Raw genomic sequence first — 15,175 nt, 5'->3', positions numbered from 1 at the left:
TCGCATGAGCGCCGACTCGCTCACCGACGAACTCGAGACCGAACTGCAGAGCGCGGCGCGGACGGTCGTCGGCGACGAACTGCGCAGCCTCACGTACTTCACCGAGGGCGACGTCGAGCAGGTCTACCTCCGGAGCGACCTCGAGGCGAGCGCCGACCTGGTCGGCTTCGCCGACACCGAACGGCTCGGATTCCGGTCGCAGATGGACTACGCGGGGACGGAACTGGGTGCGTACGAGTTCACGATCCGCGTGTTCGAACACGGCTACCTCACCCGCGTAATCGTCGGTGATCGGGGCGTCTTCGTCACCACCGACGAGATGGCACGCGACCGGTTCGAGGAACTCGCGTCCGCCATGCGAGGCGTCCTCCGCGAGGCCGACGAGGAGTGAGCCGCCGGCGCGGATGAACGGCTCTAGACCCGGGCGAACAACCGCCGGAGCGCCGGCTCCGGCGCCGCCTTCAGGAGCCACGCGACGAGTCGCCACCGGCGGGTGACGTAGACGTGTCGCCGGTCACGCTCGACCGCCCGCAGGATCTGCCTCGCCGCCGTCTCGGGCGAGCACATCCAGAAGCTTCCCATCGCCATCTCGGTGTCGACAAACCCCGGCTCGACCGTCGTGATCGTCACGTTGGCCTCCCGGCCCGCCTGCCGATGTCGAAGTCCCTCGAGATAGGTCGAGACGAACGCCTTCGAGGCGTTGTACGCTGGCGCGCCACCGTTGCCGAAGACCGCCGCAACTGAGGAGATGCCGACGAGGTGGCCGTCCGTTCCGCTCGCCTCGAAGTGCTCGAGCGCCGCCGTCGCGATTGCCGTGAATCCACGGACGTTGACGTCGATCGTCTCGCATTCGGGCTCCCACTCGAGGTCGCGGTTCAGGTGACCGACCCCGGAGCTGATCACCACGAGGTCGACCGAGCCCATCGCGTCGGCGAGTTCGACGAACGCCTCGCGTGCGCGCTCGGCCTCGGTGAGGTCCATGTACGCGACGTACGCCTTCGTCGGGAGGTCGGCCCCGATCGATTTCAGTCGCTCCACGCGCCTCGAGGCGAGGCCCACCTCGTAGCCCTCGGCGGCGAGCGTTCGAGTGAGTGCCTCGCCGATGCCCGAGGACGCGCCAATGACGATCGCACCGTCAGTCATACGGGGGTGTTCACACGCCGGGACCTAATAGCCGGAGGAAAGACGCCAGGGCTTTGCCGTCGGCGCTCGAGCGTCGGCTATGGTCGACGCGATCACGGTCCTCGCCGTCGCGTTGCTGGTCGGGGGCGTCGTGGGGACGCTGATTCCGCTGGTTCCCGGCGGCGCGCTCTCGCTCGCCGGGGTCTACCTCTACTGGTGGCACTCGGGCTTTACCGAGCCAGGGACGCTCGCGCTCGTCGTCTTCACGCTCCTGGGTGTGCTCACGCTGCTCACGGAGTTCTTCGGCGGCGCGATCTCTGCCCGGTTCGGCGGCGCATCCTGGGGAACGACGGCGATCGCCGCCGTCGTCGGCATCGTACTGATGGTCATCACCGGCCCCCTCGGCCTGCTTGCCGGCCTGTTCGGGACGGTCTTCGCCCTCGAGTTCGCCCGAAACGGCGACGTCGACCACGGCGTCCGGTCGGCCGCGTTCGCGACCGTCGGCATCCTGGCGTCGACGGCCGTGCAGGCCCTGCTGACGGCGACCATCCTCTTTGGATTTCTCGTCGTGCTTCTCCTCTGACCCGAATAGGTCGAAACGACTGAGTCCTGCAGGCCCGTCGCTCGAGTCATGGAGTGTTCAGAAGAGGGGTGTGAGCGGCCTGCCGCCGTCGAGTTGTACATTCCCTGGGCCGACAACCGCCTGGTCTGTGCCCCGCACGCCCGCGTACTCGCCCAGCAGGACGGCGTCGTTCCCGATCCGTTGCCCGACAGCGACGACGAGCTCCTGGGATGAGCGCAGTTCGTCGAGGCGAGGGCGTCACCGGGTGTCGAACCCGCTGGCGAGAGTCTCACTCGGGGTCGAACCCGCCGGCGAGCAAGTCGAGGACGAACAGGGAAATTGCACCGACGAGGGCCCACGCCGCCGTCAGCAAGAGCACTTCGTTCGTCAGGCTGTGGGTCTCGGCGATGTTGTGAAGCGGGGCGGGAATCGAACCCGCGATGAGGCTCACGAGGAACACGAGCGTCACCTCGCGGTTTCGGTCGAGGGCGTACCTGACCACCCGCGCGATGGTGACGAGCCCGACCATCCCGCCGAGGACGAACAGCGTCACGGTCGTTCCCGGGCCGACGACGGCCTCGAGCGAGCCGCCCGCGCCGACGAGTCGTCCGACGCCGGAGAGAAACGCACTCAGCTCCGCAGAGAGGTAGACGTACTGGCCGAGCAGGATCAGGATCAGCGCGCCCGAGACGCCAGGGAGGATCATCGCACTGATCGCGAGCGCCCCCGACAGGAAGATCAGGAGGGGACCACTGCCCGGCAGCTGGATCACGTTGGCGGCGATCAACAGTGCGAGCGTGACGCCGACGACGGCCGCGACGGCGTGCTCGAGCGAGGAGAACTCGAGGCTCCGATAGAGGACGAGCGCCGAGGCAGCGATCAGGCCGGTGAAAAAGCCAAAGAGGGCGATCGGGTGAGATGCAGCGAGCGCCGAGACGGCGCCGGCGATGAGCGCCACGGCCGTCACCATCCCGACGCCGAGCGGGAGCAGAAAGCCCAGATCCATCTCGAGCATGGCCTCCTTCGCCCGTTCGCGCCGGGCGGGGTCGTACCCACGGAGGACGGCTACAGCCCGGGCGGGGGTGAGGGCGGTCACGGCGGCGATCAGCCGGCCGTAAAAGCCGAGCAACAGTGCCACCGTCCCACCGGAGACGCCGGGGAGGGCGTCGGCCGATCCCATACAGAGCCCGTAGGCGTAGATTCGGAGTACCGCCAGCCGGTCGACGATCGACCGCTCGAGGCTATACCCCATGCGTTCGCGGGCGTCGGTCGTTCGGTCCCGCCGACGCGTCGCGGTGGGACTGCCGTTCGCGGTACATACGTATCGGATATCGGTGCCGTCGTATAAATGTCACCACCCGCTGCAGTGAGCGACGGTGGGCGTTCTTCTCGGTTTCGGTAGGTGTTCGCGTCGATCCCGTTTTCCGGGTTTCGGTGGGCGGTCGCGTCGACCCAATCGTCGAGTTCGGCAGGCGAGTTCTACAGGGTTCGACGGTGACCTACGGCGAACGAGACGCGTCGGTCGGGAACCGACTGAATGGTCGTGATGTAAGTACGATCCTAACAACAAGTATATCGGCACTCGTTCTGTAGGATCGTACTAACAGAGATGTATCCGAAGGTCCCCGCCGTGACGAAGCGTCCCGACGTGAACGGAGGGCTGCGCGAATGAGCGCCCCGGACCGGATTGGCAACTGGATCACCGCCCACAGTGCCGTCGTCATCGTCACCCTCCTGTTGACGACGGCGTTGCTCGGCTCCGGCGTGGCGATGATCGACGACGACTCGTCGCTCGAGCAGTTCGAGACGGACTCTCCCGAAGTCGAGGCGTCTGAGTACGCCGCGGAGAACTTCAGTACGGCGGGCGACGGGAACACGACGACCGTCCAGCTCATCGTCAGGGGCGAGAACGTCCTCACGAAGGAGTCGCTGCTCGACTCGCTCGCCTTCCAGCAGGAGCTTCGCGACGCCGACGCAATCGACGCGACGCTCGCTGAGAACGACTCGGCGGTCGGCGTCGAGAACCTGCTGGTCATCAGCGCGATGGTCGACGAGCGCATCGACGAACTCGAGGCCGAAGCCGACGCGATCAACGCGTCGGCCGACGAACTCGAGGCAGAGTTCGAGGCATTAAACGAGTCGGCCGATGACCTCGAGGCGGAACTCGAGGCGTTGAACGAGTCGGCCGACGAACTCGAGGCGGAGTCAGAGGCGTTGAACGCGTCGGCCGACGAACTCGAGGCGGAACTCGAGGCGCTGAACGCGTCGGCCGACGAACTCGAGGCGGACGCCGAAACGCTCGAGTGGCAGGCCGAACGGCTCGCGGACCGGGCGGCGCAACTCGAGGCCGATTTCGAACGGCTCGAGAGAGACGGCGAGGAACTCGCCCAGGAGCAAGCGGCACTCGAGGCCCGGGCGGAGATGCTGTCGGGCGCGCTCGCCGACACGAGCGAGGTGCAAGCCGAGTACGAGGCCAGGAACCTAACGGAATCCGAGGCCGACGCCAAGATCGAGGCGCTCCTCCAGGGGGCGATCGACGAGGCGGCCCTCGACGCCGACCAGGAACGGCAGTTCCGGGCGTCGGCCGAGGAGGTTCGAACGCTCACGAGCGAACGGGCCCAGCTCGAGGCGACCCTCGAGCAGGCGTTCGAAGACGGGACGGTCGGCGTCGTTGGACCGGATCCCCGCGCGGACGACCTCCTGGCGGCGTTGAACCAAGTCGCCGAGTTACAGAGCCAGTACGACCAGCTCAACGCCTCCTACGCCGCGGGTGAGATCGACGACGGGGCGTACGCGGAGAACGCGACCGAGCTCGAAACGGCGATCGAGACGACCTTGCAGGAGGCAGCGGACGAGGCTGCACTCGAACAAGACGAGCGCGACGACTTCCTGGCTGCTGCCGCCGACGTTCGGTCGCTTACGAGCGACCTTTTCGAGGTCGAAACGGCGCTCGCGAGGGTCGTCGAAGGTGCGCCGTTCGAGCTCTTCCAGGACGAATTCGCCGAGCTCGAGGCCCGTGGCGAGGAACTCGAGACTCGCGGCGCGGAACTCGAGGCGGAAGCCGAATCGATCGAGGCGCGAGGGGAGCGACTCGCAGATCGTGGTGACGAGCTCGAGGTCCGCGGCGATGAGCTGGAGGCGTGGGGTGAGGAACTCGAGGCGCGAGGCGACGACCTCGAGGCGTGGGGTGATGAGCTCGAAGCCCGCGGTGATGAGCTCGAAGCTCGTGGTGACGAACTCGAGGCCCGCGGCGACGAACTCGAGGCGTGGGGTGAGGAGCTCGAGGCGTGGGGTGAGGAGCTCGAGGCGCGAGGCGACGACCTCGAGGCGGCGTTCGAGGAGCTCGAGGAGTTCGATCCATCGCTCGACGAGCAGCTCGAGTACCTCGAGTCGATGAGCGCGGCGGCGTTCGAGGAGGCAGTGACCGATACGCTCGGGGACGACGACAACGAGTTCGCGCTCGGATTGCTGCCGTCGTCGTACGATCCCGGCTCCACGAGCGCGGACGCCCGGATGACGTTCATCACGCAGTCCACGGCGGAGGCGACCAGCGCTGGTGAGCCCGGGGGCTTCGGCGCCGACGTGGTCGACGCCCAGCTCGAGATGCGCGAGCTGGCGTCCGACCGGAATCAGGAGTACGTCGTCTTCGGGGCCGGAGCGATGATGGACGAGATCGACCGTTCGATGGGCGACAGTTTAGCGATCGTCGGCCCGCTGGCGTTGCTGTTCGTCGTGATCGCACTATCGGTCGCCTACCGGGATCCGCTGGACATCGTCCTGGGGGTCCTCGGCATCCTCGCCGTCCTCGTCTGGACGTTCGGGTTCATGGGCTGGATGGGGATCGCGTTCAACCAGATGATGATCGCCGTTCCCGTCCTCCTGATCGGGCTGTCGATCGATTACGCTATCCACGTGTTCATGCGCCACCGCGAACAACGGGAGGCCGACGGCGTAACTGACGACGTTCGCGGGTCGATGACGGTCGCGCTGGCGGGCGTGGGCGTGGCACTCGTCTGGGTAACGGCGACGACGGCGATCGGATTTTTGGCGAACCTCGTGAGCCCGATCGAGCCGATCCGGGCGTTCGGGATCGTCAGCGCGTTCGGCATCCTGGCGGCGCTCGTCGTCTTCGGTGCGCTCGTGCCCGCCGTGAAAGTCGAACTCGACTGTCTGCTGGAACGGGCGGGATTCGATCGTCGGAAACGAGCGTTCGGGACCGGTGAGAGCAGGTTCGCGAGCGCGCTCTCGGTCGGTGCGATCGCCGCCCGGCGGGCCCCGCTGGTCGTCCTCCTCGCCGTCCTCCTGTTGACTGCCGGTGGGATGTACGGCGCGACGCAGGTCGACACCAGCTTCGAGGACGAGGACTTCCTCGCCGACAGTCCGCCCGACTGGGTGTACTCGCTTCCCGCCCCGTTCACTCCGGGTGAGTACCACGCGAAAGCCGAACTCGACTACGTCAACGAAAACTTCCAGCGCGAGGACGCCCAGGCCCAGCTCCTCATCCGAGGGGAGGTGACCGACGACGAGACCCTCGAGCGGGTCGCCGCCATCGAAGAGCGGGCGGGCGAGAGCGACGTCGTCTACGTCCTCGCCAGCGGGGCGGCCGACGTCGACAGCCCGCTGTCGACGATGGAAGACGTCGCGGCGAACAACGAGTCGTTCAACGAGTCGTTCGTCGCTGCCGACACGACCGGCGACGGCGTCCCGAACGAGAACCTCGAGGCGCTGTACGACGAGCTCTTCGAGGTCGACGAGAACGCGGCGAACCTGATCTATCGGACCGACGACGGCGAGTACGAGGCGATCAGGATGCTCGTCTCGATCAGCGGGAACGCCGGTTCTGCCGAGACGACCGACGAGATGCGCGACCTCGCCGCCAGCTTCGACGACGGCGGGACCGATCCCCGCTGGAGTGCAATCGCGACCGGCGGTCCGATCGTCAATCACGTCGTCGAGCAGGACCTGCTGAACACGGTTCTCGAGAGCCTCGCGATTACGCTCGTGGTCGTCTTCGTCTTCCTCACGGTCGCCTACTGGATGACGGGCAACAGCGCCACTCTGGGTGCGGTGACGCTGTTGCCGGTGGCGTTCACGGTGAGCTGGATTCTCGGGACGATGTACCTGCTCGGGATGCCGTTCAACGTCCTGACGGGGATGATCACCAGCCTTACGATCGGGCTGGGCGTTGCGTACAGTGTGCACGTCAGCTCGCGATACACCCTCGAACTCGAGCGACAGGGCAACGTCTGGGACGCGATGCACACCACGGTGACGGGAACCGGCGGTGCGTTGCTCGGGAGTGCCGCGACGACCGTCGGCGGCTTCGGTACGCTGGCGCTCGCGATCCTCCCGGCGCTCCAGCAGTTCGGGATCATCACCGGGTTGACGATCGTCTACGCATTCCTCGCGAGCGTGATCGTCCTGCCGACGCTGCTGGTGCTGTGGACGCGCTACTTCGGCCCCGACGTCTCGTTCGACGTCTCCAGCCGAACGCCTGCGACGCCGACCGCGAGCGACGGCGGCCAGGACGTCAGTTCTGGAGGTGACGAATGACCGCAGACGAGTCGGCCGCGATCGAGGCGTTCGAACGGCTCGGGCTCACCAGCTACGAAGCCAAGGTGTTCATCGCGCTCCAGCAACTGGGGTCGGGCACCGCCCGCGACGTCGCCGACGTCGCCGACGTGCCTCGATCGCAGGTGTACAGCGTCGCCGAGAGCCTCGAGGGCCGTGGGCTCCTCGAGGTCCAGCAGTCGAGCCCGATCCGGTACCGACCGGTGGACGTCGAAGAAGCGCGCGAGACGCTCCGGAGCCGGTTCGAGACCGAACAGGAACGCGCGTTCGAGTACGTCGAGGCCGTTCGCGAAGAGGCGGGTGGAGAAGAGGCCCAGGAAGACATCTGGACGGTCCGCGGCCGCGACCGCGTCGACGACCGCGTGATCGACGTCCTCTCGAGTGCCGAGAAACGGGCCGTCTTCGGGACCCGCCTCCCGGCGCTGGTCACCGACGAGGTCGAACGCGTCCTGCGAGAGCACGCTGACCGCGGCGTCGACGTCTCGGTGATCAGCCGTGATCCCGCCGTCAGAGAACGGTTCGACGCCCTCGAGGGGGTGACCGTCTTTGCGCCGTCGGATCACCGCGAGGACGACGAGCGCTCCGGGCGGATCGCGATCGTGGACGACGACGCCGTCCTGTTGAGCGTCGTCGACGACGCTGGCAGCGAGACCGCCATCTGGAGCGACGGCTCGCTGTTCGCGTCAGTCCTCATCCAGCTGATCGAAGCCACCGCCGAGCCGCCACTGCGGTGACGGCGCCTCTCGCGTTCGGGAACGCCACCCGCCAGCGCTTCGGGAACGCCACCCGCCAGCGCTTCGGGAACGCCACCCGCCAGTGCTTCGGGAGTCGATCCACGCTGCCCGATGGCTTCGGTTCGCGTGAGCGGAGCGACTCGAGTGAACCCTACGGGTGTGCGTAGTAGGCGACGACTTCGTCGCCGTCGATGTCGTCGATCCGGGCGAAGCCGATCCGCTCGAACTGGACCACCTCGTCGGGCTCGAGGTCGGCGACGTCGGGTTCGGCCCGGCCCGAGACGTCGCCCTCCATCGTCCGCATCCGGACGGGGACGCTCTCGCTCGCGGGGACCCAGTGGACGACGTCGACGTCGCCCTCGCGGACGACCTCGATCTCCTCGCCGGTGTACTGGAGCGCGTCGCGGGTGTACTGGAAACAGCCCAGGCCCTTGAGCCAGACGCGGTCCTCGCGGGCGGGGAGGTCCTCCTCCTCGAGCAACACGGCGTCGCCAGCCGGGATCGTTCGGGTTCCGCGCGCTTCGTGGTCGGGGTGCAGCAGTGGGGTCGCCTCCGCGGGCGGGCTGCCGGCGAGGGGAAGTGAAACACCGTCGCGAACGAGGAAGCGTCGATCGGCCTCCTCGTCGATCAGGTCGCGGTTGGCCGCGTAGATCGCACTCATCGCGAGGTCGACGTCGCTGGTCGACGTGCCGAGTTCGACCATCGCCGACGTGATCGCCTCGCCGCGGATGCCCCGTCGCTCGAGGCTCGCGAGCGTCGGCGCGCGGGGGTCGTCCCAGCCGTCGAGCTCGCCCGCTTCGATCAGCTCCTTGATCGTCGACGTGCTCATCTTCACGTCGTAGGCGTCGAGCTGGACGTGGCCCCAGTGGACGACTTCGGGGTATTCCCAGTCGAAGTAGTCGTAGACGAACTGCTGGCGTTTGGCCGAGTCCTGCAGGTCGATCCCACGGATGATGTGGGTGATGCCGATCAGGTGATCGTCGATTCCCGACTGGAAGTCGAGCATCGGCCAGCAACGGTACTCGCTGGCTTCCTCGCGCGGATGGGGCGTATCGACCATCCGGAACGCGACGAAGTCCCGGAGCGCGGGGTTCTTGTGCTCGATGTCGGTCTTGACGCGCAGGACGATCTCGCCGCTCTCGTACTCGCCGTCGACCATCGCCTCGAACTCGGAGCGCACCGTCTCCGGATCCTTATCGCGGTTCGGCGACGGCTTCCCGGCGTTTTTCAGCTCGCTGAACTCCTCGCCGGGGAGGTCACAGGTGTAGGCCCCGCCCAGCTCGATCAGCTCGCGAGCGTGGTCGTAGTAGGTCTCGAGGCGGTCGCTCGCTCTGTACACCGCGTCGGGCGAAAAGCCGAGGTACTCGACGGACTCGAGGATGGCGTCGTAGGCGTCGAGATCCGGCCGTTTGGTCTCGGGGTCGGTGTCGTCGAAGCGGACGCAGAACCAGCCGTCGTAGCGCTCCTTGTACGTGCCGATGACGGCGGGCATCCGGGCGTGGCCGACGTGCCACGGGCCGTTGGGATTGGGGGCACACCGCATCCGGATCTCGTCGTACGCCTCGGCGTTCGGCAGCGCCGGCAGGTCGTACTCGTCTTCCTCGTCCTCGGCCTCGAGCTCGGCTAACTCGTCGGGGGCGAGTTCCTCGAGTCGCGCGCGTTTCTCGGCGTACTCGAGGTCGTTGACCCGGCTCACGACGCCGCCGACGACGCCGGGGACGGCGTCGGCGTGCTCGCGGAAGTCGGGGTTGTCGCCCATCAGCGGCCCCATCACGGCGCCGACGTTGGCGTCGCTCTCGTGTTTGACGGCGTTCAACAGCGCGTGTTTTTCGGCCTCGCGCTCGACGCGCGTTCGCAGTTCGTCGTCCATTACCGAAGCAGTTTACGCCCCCTGATCAAAACCCCCGCGGTGTCGGTTCGCCACCCACGGTGTCTCTCCTCCTGAGCACCCGACCGTATCGGCGTTGGCGTTTGCATCTCGAATTGTCAGACTCTGTCACACAGACTGTGCGGTGATGGTTCCCAACAGTCGTACTGTATCAGGACGTGAATGTGTCACGAACTGTCAATCGAACGCGGGTTGTGGCATCGTTGTCGACTTCCCCCCGCGTTGACGAGACGCAAAGCGTCTCGTTCGCACATCGGAACGCTCTGCGTTCCGAGGACGCCTGAAGACGCGGGTTTCCGCCTTGCATTCATTATGACGGTTGTAACTGTGTACCGGTGATCGCCGTCCCGGGGGGCGATCACCGGTAAGAGACTACAACCATCAGTATGAGACGGGATCTGCGAGGGTTAGTGATTGGGGCAGTACAGGGAGTGTGATTCTCAGATCATCTCCGTATCCCGGGACAAATGAGATAGCAACCAATATGTTTTTGAGCCACTTGATTTCACGTATGTCCCCGCAAACACGCCGTCAAGTCCTCCGCTGGTCGGCTGCGTCAATTCCGGTTGCGCTTGCTGGATGTTTTGACCGGAGCGAACCGACAAAAGATACACAACTAGATCAGTTGTTGGCTGTTAATTATCAGGACGACCCACATACACTATTCATAGATATCTCTGAGCAGGACGAGATCGTATATGAGACCTCAATCGAGATCCCAGCAGCAGCGGAGACGACGTCGGAGTTAGGAGACGACAGGTGGAGTGGAGTGTATTTCGAAGGCCATCCAACACAGGCAGGATCGTACGTCATCCAAGCGTGGCGGGCCGATCAATTACGAGACGAAGGAATAACACTCGATCTCACCGACTACGATTACGAGTGCGTCCAGGTCCGCGTAGATATCGGAGAAATACGAGAAGATAGTGGGCCAAGGCTTTCGTTCTGGAGAACGTTTGATTGTTCAAACTCTGAATAGGCTAGATATGTGATTCGACTTGAATGTTGTATACCACACGACAGTGAGGAAAACATCTTAGAACTGGCAAACATCCAACGGTGAGTATGCACGTGTAGTGAGCAAACTGGGTCACCGACCTCGGCGTGAACCAAACAGAATCGTCGTGCTGTACTCCTCTCCTGTGTGCAGTCGGCCGTTTGTATCAGTCACCGATGGTCTCAACAGAGCCCAACTATCCCCTCGAGCGGTAATACCTGCGTGCTGGTTGCTCCCAAGGGTTATTCTTCCGGCGACCCTCCAACTACTAATGGACCTCATCGTCCCGCTTCAGGTCGTCGAATCGTTCACCATCGTCGGCGCGCTCGTGCTCGTCGTGGTCGTCGCAGCGATACTGAGCGCGGTCGAAATCGTCGACGCCTACGACAGGGGCGCACTGACGGTCTTCGGCGAGTACCGCAAGCTCTTAGAGCCGGGGATCAACTTCGTGCCGCCGTTCGTCTCCCGGGTGTACCGCTTCGACATGCGGACCCAGACGATCGACGTCCCTCATCAGGAGGCGATCACGCGAGACAACTCGCCGGTCACGGCCGACGCGGTCGTCTACATCCGGGTGATGGACGCCAAGCGAGCGTTCCTCGAGGTCGACGACTACAAGCGGGCAGTGTCGAACCTCGCCCAGACGACGCTGCGCGCCGTGCTCGGTGACATGGAACTCGACGACACGCTGAGCAAGCGCGAACGCATCAACGCCCGGATCCGCGAGGAACTCGACGAACCCACCGACGAGTGGGGCATCCGCGTCGAGAGCGTCGAGGTCCGCGAGGTCACTCCCTCCCGCGACGTCAAGGGCGCGATGGAACAGCAGACCTCCGCCGAACGCCGGCGCCGGGCGATGATCCTCGAGGCGCAGGGTGAACGCCGCAGCGCCATCGAGAAAGCAGAGGGTGACAAGCAGTCGAACATCATCCGCGCCCAGGGTGAAAAACAGAGCCGAATCCTCGAGTCACAGGGTGAGGCGATCTCGACCGTCCTGCGGGCCCGATCTGCGGAGTCGATGGGCGAACGCGCCATCATCGACGAGGGACTCGATACGCTCGCCGAGATCGGCCAGAGCGAATCGACGACGTTCGTCCTCCCCCAGGAACTCTCCTCGATGGTCGGGCGGTACGGCAAACACCTCACCGGCAGCGACGTCAGGGAGGACGGCCACGTCCTCGAGAGCCTCGAGTTCGACGCGGAGACGCGCGAACTCATCGGCCTCGACGACATCGGCGAGATCCTCGGCGAGATCGAGGCGGTGACCGAGATGGACGTCGAGGAGATGGAACAACAGGCCCAGGCGGTCAAAGAAGGGCAGGACGCGGGTCAGAACGAGTTCACTGGCGGGGCGGACGAGGGGCCACAGTCGTAACCCCCCGGCGAGTGTCTCCGTCGACGAATGATGAGCGAACGTCAACGATGAGCGGTTGCCACGACGGATTCCGTGACTTGCGAGCGAGAAACGGGATCGGCGAGCCTCAACGGGACCGGGCGCTGGCCGAGGAAGGCGGCCTCAGTCTCCCGACTCGAGATCTCGAAACACGCCGACGAACTCCTCGTGACTCGAGAGTTCCGAGACGGTCTCGTCGATGCGTACCCGGTGTTCGTCGAGCCGATCTCGAAGGCGCTGGTACTCCTCGGTCTCCGCGAGTTCGTGATCGGTCTTTTCGGACTCGAGGAGCGCCTTTTTCGAGACGAGCGAGTAGTACTCCTGGACGTCGGCCGCGTAGCTCGACCGGCGCAGGACGGAGTTGACGATCTCGTGGAGGTCGTCTTTCGAGACCGGCTTGACGAGGTAGTCGTCGAACCCCATCTCGATGATGTCGAAGTCGGGGTCGACGGCCGTCACCATGACGACCCGACAGTCGTATCCCGCCTCACGGATCTCCTCGAGCACTTCGTCACCTGAGATGCCGGGCATCCGACGGTCGAGGAGGACGACCTCGACGGAATCGGTCAGCTTCTCGAGCGCCTCCTCCCCGTCGTAGGCGGTCGCGACGGACCACTCCGTCTCGAGCCACGCCGCGAACAGGTCAGCGAGACGCGTCTCGTCGTCTACGACGAGTACCTCCGGCTCGTTAGTCATGATGGACTCCTCCCACCGATTCGTCGATTACTGCCACGCCCGACAGATGGTCATAGCGGATGATAAATCTCGCGGCTACGTGATTTGACGTGGGTCGGATGGCGACGGCCGCGGTCGTGTGTCGCCGTGGATGAGACCGATCAGGCGCCGACTCGTGATCGGAGGCCGACTCGAGCTACGCCGGCACGGAACGGGTGCGTTACTTGCCTTCGAACTCGGGATCTTCGCCGCCCATGAACGCGGTGATCCCTTCCATGAGGTCGTCGGTCGCCATCAGCTGCCCGAACGCGGTAGCCTCGATCTCGAGGCCGGCGTCGGTGTCGTTGCGGCCGGCGAGCATGGCACGCTTGGTGAAGCGGTGGGCGATCGGCGGGCCGCCGGCGAGCTGGGCTGCCAGCTCCATCGCGCGCTCTTCGAGGTCGGCGTTGTCGACGACCTCGTTGACGAAGCCGTACGCTTCCATCGATTCGGCCTCGTACCGGTCGGCTGTGAAGATGATCTCCCGGGCGCGGCCCTCGCCGACGATGTGTTTGAGCCGCTGGGTGCCGCCCCAGCCGGGGATCAGGCCGAGGTTGAACTCCGGCTGGCCGAACTCCGAGCGCTCTGCGGCGACCCGGAGGTCGGCGCAGGTCGCGAGCTCCATCCCGCCGCCGAGACAGTAGCCGTCGATTCCCGCGACGACGGGCAGCTCACAGGCCTCGAGTTTGCCGAACGTCCCCTGGCCCTTCCGGGAGAGTTCGACCGCAGCGATCGGATCCGCGCCACCGGCAGCCATGCTCTGGACGTCCGCGCCTGCGGAGAAGGCCTTCTCGCCCTCGCCGGTCAGCAGGATCGCACGCACCTCGTCGTCCGCCTCGAGCAGGTCGATCGCCTCGGCGAGTTCGTCGAGCAGCTCGGTGCTGATGGTGTTCATCCGATGTGGGCGGTCGAGGACGATCTGTCCGACCATCTCGCCGGGGTACTCGACGCGGATCGTCTCGAAGGAGACGCCCTCGTCGTCCTCGTCGACGTCGTAGAAGCCGCCCGCCTCGGCGCGTTCCTCGAGGTAGTCCGCGGGTGCGTAGCGTTCGTGGCCCGTCTCCTCGGAGGCCTCCTCGAGCGTCTCGAGTACGTCCTCGAGGCCGTGGGCGTCGACCATCTTGACCGGGCCGTCCGGGAAGCCGGCGCCGAGCTTCGTCGCCTCGTCGATCGCCTCGGGCTCGGCGACGCCGCCGCCGATCAGCTTCGCGGTTTCGTTGGCCATGATCGCGAGCAGTCGGTCTCGAGCGACCTCGGAGAACTCGTCGGTCGGGATCTCCGCACCGGGGCCGTCCTCGTAGTCGTAGATGCCCGCGCCCGTCTTCTTGCCGAACTCCTCGGCCTCGACTTTCGCCTCGAGCAGCGGCGCCGGCTCGTAGGCGTCGCCGAGCACCTCGTGCATGTACTCGAGGACGTGGTAGCCGACGTCGATGCCGACCTGGTCGGCGAGTTCGAAGCTGCCCATCGGCAGCCCCAGGTCGAATTTGGTCGTGGAGTCGACCTCGGCGATCGTCGCCACGTCGTCGTCGACGAGCCAGGCCGCCTCGTTCATCAGCGGGACGAGGATGCGGTTGACGATGAAGCCGGGTTCGTCCTTGTGGACGTGGACGGGCGACTTGCCCATCGACTCGGCGAGGTCGGCGACGACCTCGAGGACCTCGTCGTCGGAGTCGTCGCCGGCGATCACCTCGACTAGCTGCATCCGGACCGGCGGGTTGAAAAAGTGCATCCCGCAGAAGCGCTCGGGCCGGTCGGTGAACGCGGCGAGTTCGGTGATCGAGAGGCTGGAGGTGTTCGTCGTGAAGATCGTGTGGTCGGGGGCGGACGCCTCGACGTCTTCCCAGACGTCCTGTTTGATCTCCATCTTCTCCGGGACGGCCTCGATGACGACGTCCGCGTCAGCGACGGCCTCCTCGAGGTCGACCAGCGGCGTGACGCGCGCTAAGGCGGCGTCGGCCTCTTCGTCGGTGATCTGGTCGCTCTCGGCGAGCTTTCCGAGGGACCACTCGATCTGGTCGTAGCCGTTCTGGACGAACTCGTCGTTGATGTCACGCATCGTGACGTCGTACCCGGCGAGGGCAGCGACCTCCGCGATGCCGTGACCCATGTTCCCCGCACCCAGAACTGCTACGGTGTTGATATCCTCCAGTTCCATGTTCAGGTATGTAACCGCAAGCGGTTTGAACGTTTCCCT

The 15,175-nt window shown here is 65.6% G+C and carries 13 protein-coding genes; 8 read left to right on the top strand and 5 right to left on the bottom strand.

From position 1 onward, the window contains the following. The first annotated feature begins 4 nt into the window (after positions 1–4). Positions 5–391, top strand: coding sequence for a DUF7522 family protein (locus NMQ09_RS15665; RefSeq protein ID WP_255191520.1), 387 nt, complete (start codon positions 5–7; stop codon positions 389–391). Between the two features lie 23 nt (positions 392–414). Here the strand turns inward: NMQ09_RS15665 and NMQ09_RS15660 are convergent, their stop codons facing one another. Next, positions 415–1,143, bottom strand: a complete 729-nt coding sequence (locus NMQ09_RS15660) for an SDR family NAD(P)-dependent oxidoreductase (RefSeq protein ID WP_255191519.1) — start codon at positions 1,141–1,143, stop codon at positions 415–417. Positions 1,144–1,222: 79 nt separating this feature from the next. Here NMQ09_RS15660 and NMQ09_RS15655 point away from each other — a divergent pair, with 79 nt between their 5' ends. Both NMQ09_RS15655 and NMQ09_RS15650 read left to right on the top strand, forming a co-directional pair. Beyond that, positions 1,223–1,705, top strand: a complete 483-nt coding sequence (locus NMQ09_RS15655; RefSeq protein WP_255191518.1) for a DUF456 domain-containing protein — start codon at positions 1,223–1,225, stop codon at positions 1,703–1,705. Between the two features lie 48 nt (positions 1,706–1,753). After that, a complete protein-coding gene (locus NMQ09_RS15650) occupies positions 1,754–1,918 on the top strand; it encodes a DUF8014 family protein (protein WP_255191517.1) in 165 nt (54 codons plus the stop codon). A 55-nt stretch (positions 1,919–1,973) separates the two neighbouring features. Here NMQ09_RS15650 and NMQ09_RS15645 read toward each other — a convergent pair whose 3' ends face one another. Beyond that, a complete protein-coding gene (locus NMQ09_RS15645; RefSeq protein WP_255191516.1) occupies positions 1,974–2,936 on the bottom strand; it encodes a DUF368 domain-containing protein in 963 nt (320 codons plus the stop codon). Between the two features lie 1,280 nt (positions 2,937–4,216). Between NMQ09_RS15645 and NMQ09_RS15640 the strand changes: the two genes are divergently transcribed. The 3 genes from NMQ09_RS15640 to NMQ09_RS15630 are packed head-to-tail and all read left to right on the top strand — an operon-like array spanning position 4,217 to position 8,156. Then, positions 4,217–7,237, top strand: a complete 3,021-nt coding sequence (locus tag NMQ09_RS15640) for an efflux RND transporter permease subunit (protein ID WP_425607269.1) — start codon at positions 4,217–4,219, stop codon at positions 7,235–7,237. Then, positions 7,234–7,989 (top strand): TrmB family transcriptional regulator, encoded by a 756-nt coding sequence (locus NMQ09_RS15635; RefSeq protein WP_255191514.1) that lies wholly within the window; start codon positions 7,234–7,236, stop codon positions 7,987–7,989. The genes NMQ09_RS15640 and NMQ09_RS15635 overlap by 4 nt, the downstream gene beginning before the upstream one ends. Beyond that, a complete protein-coding gene (locus NMQ09_RS15630; RefSeq protein ID WP_255191513.1) occupies positions 7,986–8,156 on the top strand; it encodes a hypothetical protein in 171 nt (56 codons plus the stop codon). Before NMQ09_RS15635 ends, NMQ09_RS15630 begins: the two co-directional genes overlap by 4 nt. On the opposite strand, the gene NMQ09_RS15625 is transcribed toward NMQ09_RS15630, so the two are convergent. Continuing rightward, the gene (locus NMQ09_RS15625; RefSeq protein WP_255191512.1) at positions 8,141–9,859 is read right to left on the bottom strand and encodes a glutamate--tRNA ligase; all 1,719 of its coding nucleotides are present in this window, start codon (positions 9,857–9,859) and stop codon (positions 8,141–8,143) included. The genes NMQ09_RS15630 and NMQ09_RS15625 overlap by 16 nt on opposite strands. A gap of 529 nt (positions 9,860–10,388) precedes the next feature. Here NMQ09_RS15625 and NMQ09_RS15620 point away from each other — a divergent pair. Together NMQ09_RS15620 and NMQ09_RS15615 are read left to right on the top strand one after the other, a co-directional pair. After that, the gene (locus NMQ09_RS15620; protein ID WP_255191511.1) at positions 10,389–10,856 is read left to right on the top strand and encodes a hypothetical protein; all 468 of its coding nucleotides are present in this window, start codon (positions 10,389–10,391) and stop codon (positions 10,854–10,856) included. A 289-nt stretch (positions 10,857–11,145) separates the two neighbouring features. After that, a complete protein-coding gene (locus tag NMQ09_RS15615) occupies positions 11,146–12,249 on the top strand; it encodes an SPFH domain-containing protein (protein ID WP_255191510.1) in 1,104 nt (367 codons plus the stop codon). Between the two features lie 141 nt (positions 12,250–12,390). Here NMQ09_RS15615 and NMQ09_RS15610 read toward each other — a convergent pair whose 3' ends face one another. Together NMQ09_RS15610 and NMQ09_RS15605 are read right to left on the bottom strand one after the other, a co-directional pair. Next, on the bottom strand, positions 12,391–12,963 hold the full coding sequence (locus NMQ09_RS15610; RefSeq protein WP_255191509.1) for a HalX domain-containing protein: 573 nt from the start codon (positions 12,961–12,963) through the stop codon (positions 12,391–12,393). 199 nt (positions 12,964–13,162) lie between these two features. Beyond that, positions 13,163–15,136 carry a 3-hydroxyacyl-CoA dehydrogenase/enoyl-CoA hydratase family protein gene (locus NMQ09_RS15605; protein WP_255191508.1) on the bottom strand — a complete coding sequence of 658 codons (1,974 nt, stop codon included), beginning with the start codon at positions 15,134–15,136 and terminating at the stop codon, positions 13,163–13,165. Between the last annotated feature and the right edge of the window lie 39 nt (positions 15,137–15,175).

Origin of the sequence: Natronobeatus ordinarius (assembly GCF_024362485.1) — an archaeon.
Lineage (GTDB): Archaea > Halobacteriota > Halobacteria > Halobacteriales > Natrialbaceae > Natronobeatus > Natronobeatus ordinarius.
The sequence above is the reverse complement of the archived record's forward strand: the minus strand, read 5'-3'. Positions and strand labels throughout refer to the sequence as shown.

Bases quoted from the DNA above. Each gene is read 5' to 3' on its own strand.
- NMQ09_RS15665 (WP_255191520.1), top strand. From the start codon at position 5: ATGAGCGCCGACTCGCTCACCGACGAACTCGAGACCGAACTGCAGAGC.
- NMQ09_RS15660 (WP_255191519.1), bottom strand. From the start codon at position 1,143: ATGACTGACGGTGCGATCGTCATTGGCGCGTCCTCGGGCATCGGCGAG.
- NMQ09_RS15655 (WP_255191518.1), top strand. From the start codon at position 1,223: ATGGTCGACGCGATCACGGTCCTCGCCGTCGCGTTGCTGGTCGGGGGC.
- NMQ09_RS15650 (WP_255191517.1), top strand. From the start codon at position 1,754: ATGGAGTGTTCAGAAGAGGGGTGTGAGCGGCCTGCCGCCGTCGAGTTG.
- NMQ09_RS15645 (WP_255191516.1), bottom strand. From the start codon at position 2,936: ATGGGGTATAGCCTCGAGCGGTCGATCGTCGACCGGCTGGCGGTACTC.
- NMQ09_RS15635 (WP_255191514.1), top strand. From the start codon at position 7,234: ATGACCGCAGACGAGTCGGCCGCGATCGAGGCGTTCGAACGGCTCGGG.
- NMQ09_RS15625 (WP_255191512.1), bottom strand. From the start codon at position 9,859: ATGGACGACGAACTGCGAACGCGCGTCGAGCGCGAGGCCGAAAAACAC.
- NMQ09_RS15620 (WP_255191511.1), top strand. From the start codon at position 10,389: ATGTCCCCGCAAACACGCCGTCAAGTCCTCCGCTGGTCGGCTGCGTCA.
- NMQ09_RS15615 (WP_255191510.1), top strand. From the start codon at position 11,146: ATGGACCTCATCGTCCCGCTTCAGGTCGTCGAATCGTTCACCATCGTC.
- NMQ09_RS15610 (WP_255191509.1), bottom strand. From the start codon at position 12,963: ATGACTAACGAGCCGGAGGTACTCGTCGTAGACGACGAGACGCGTCTC.
- NMQ09_RS15605 (WP_255191508.1), bottom strand. From the start codon at position 15,136: ATGGAACTGGAGGATATCAACACCGTAGCAGTTCTGGGTGCGGGGAAC.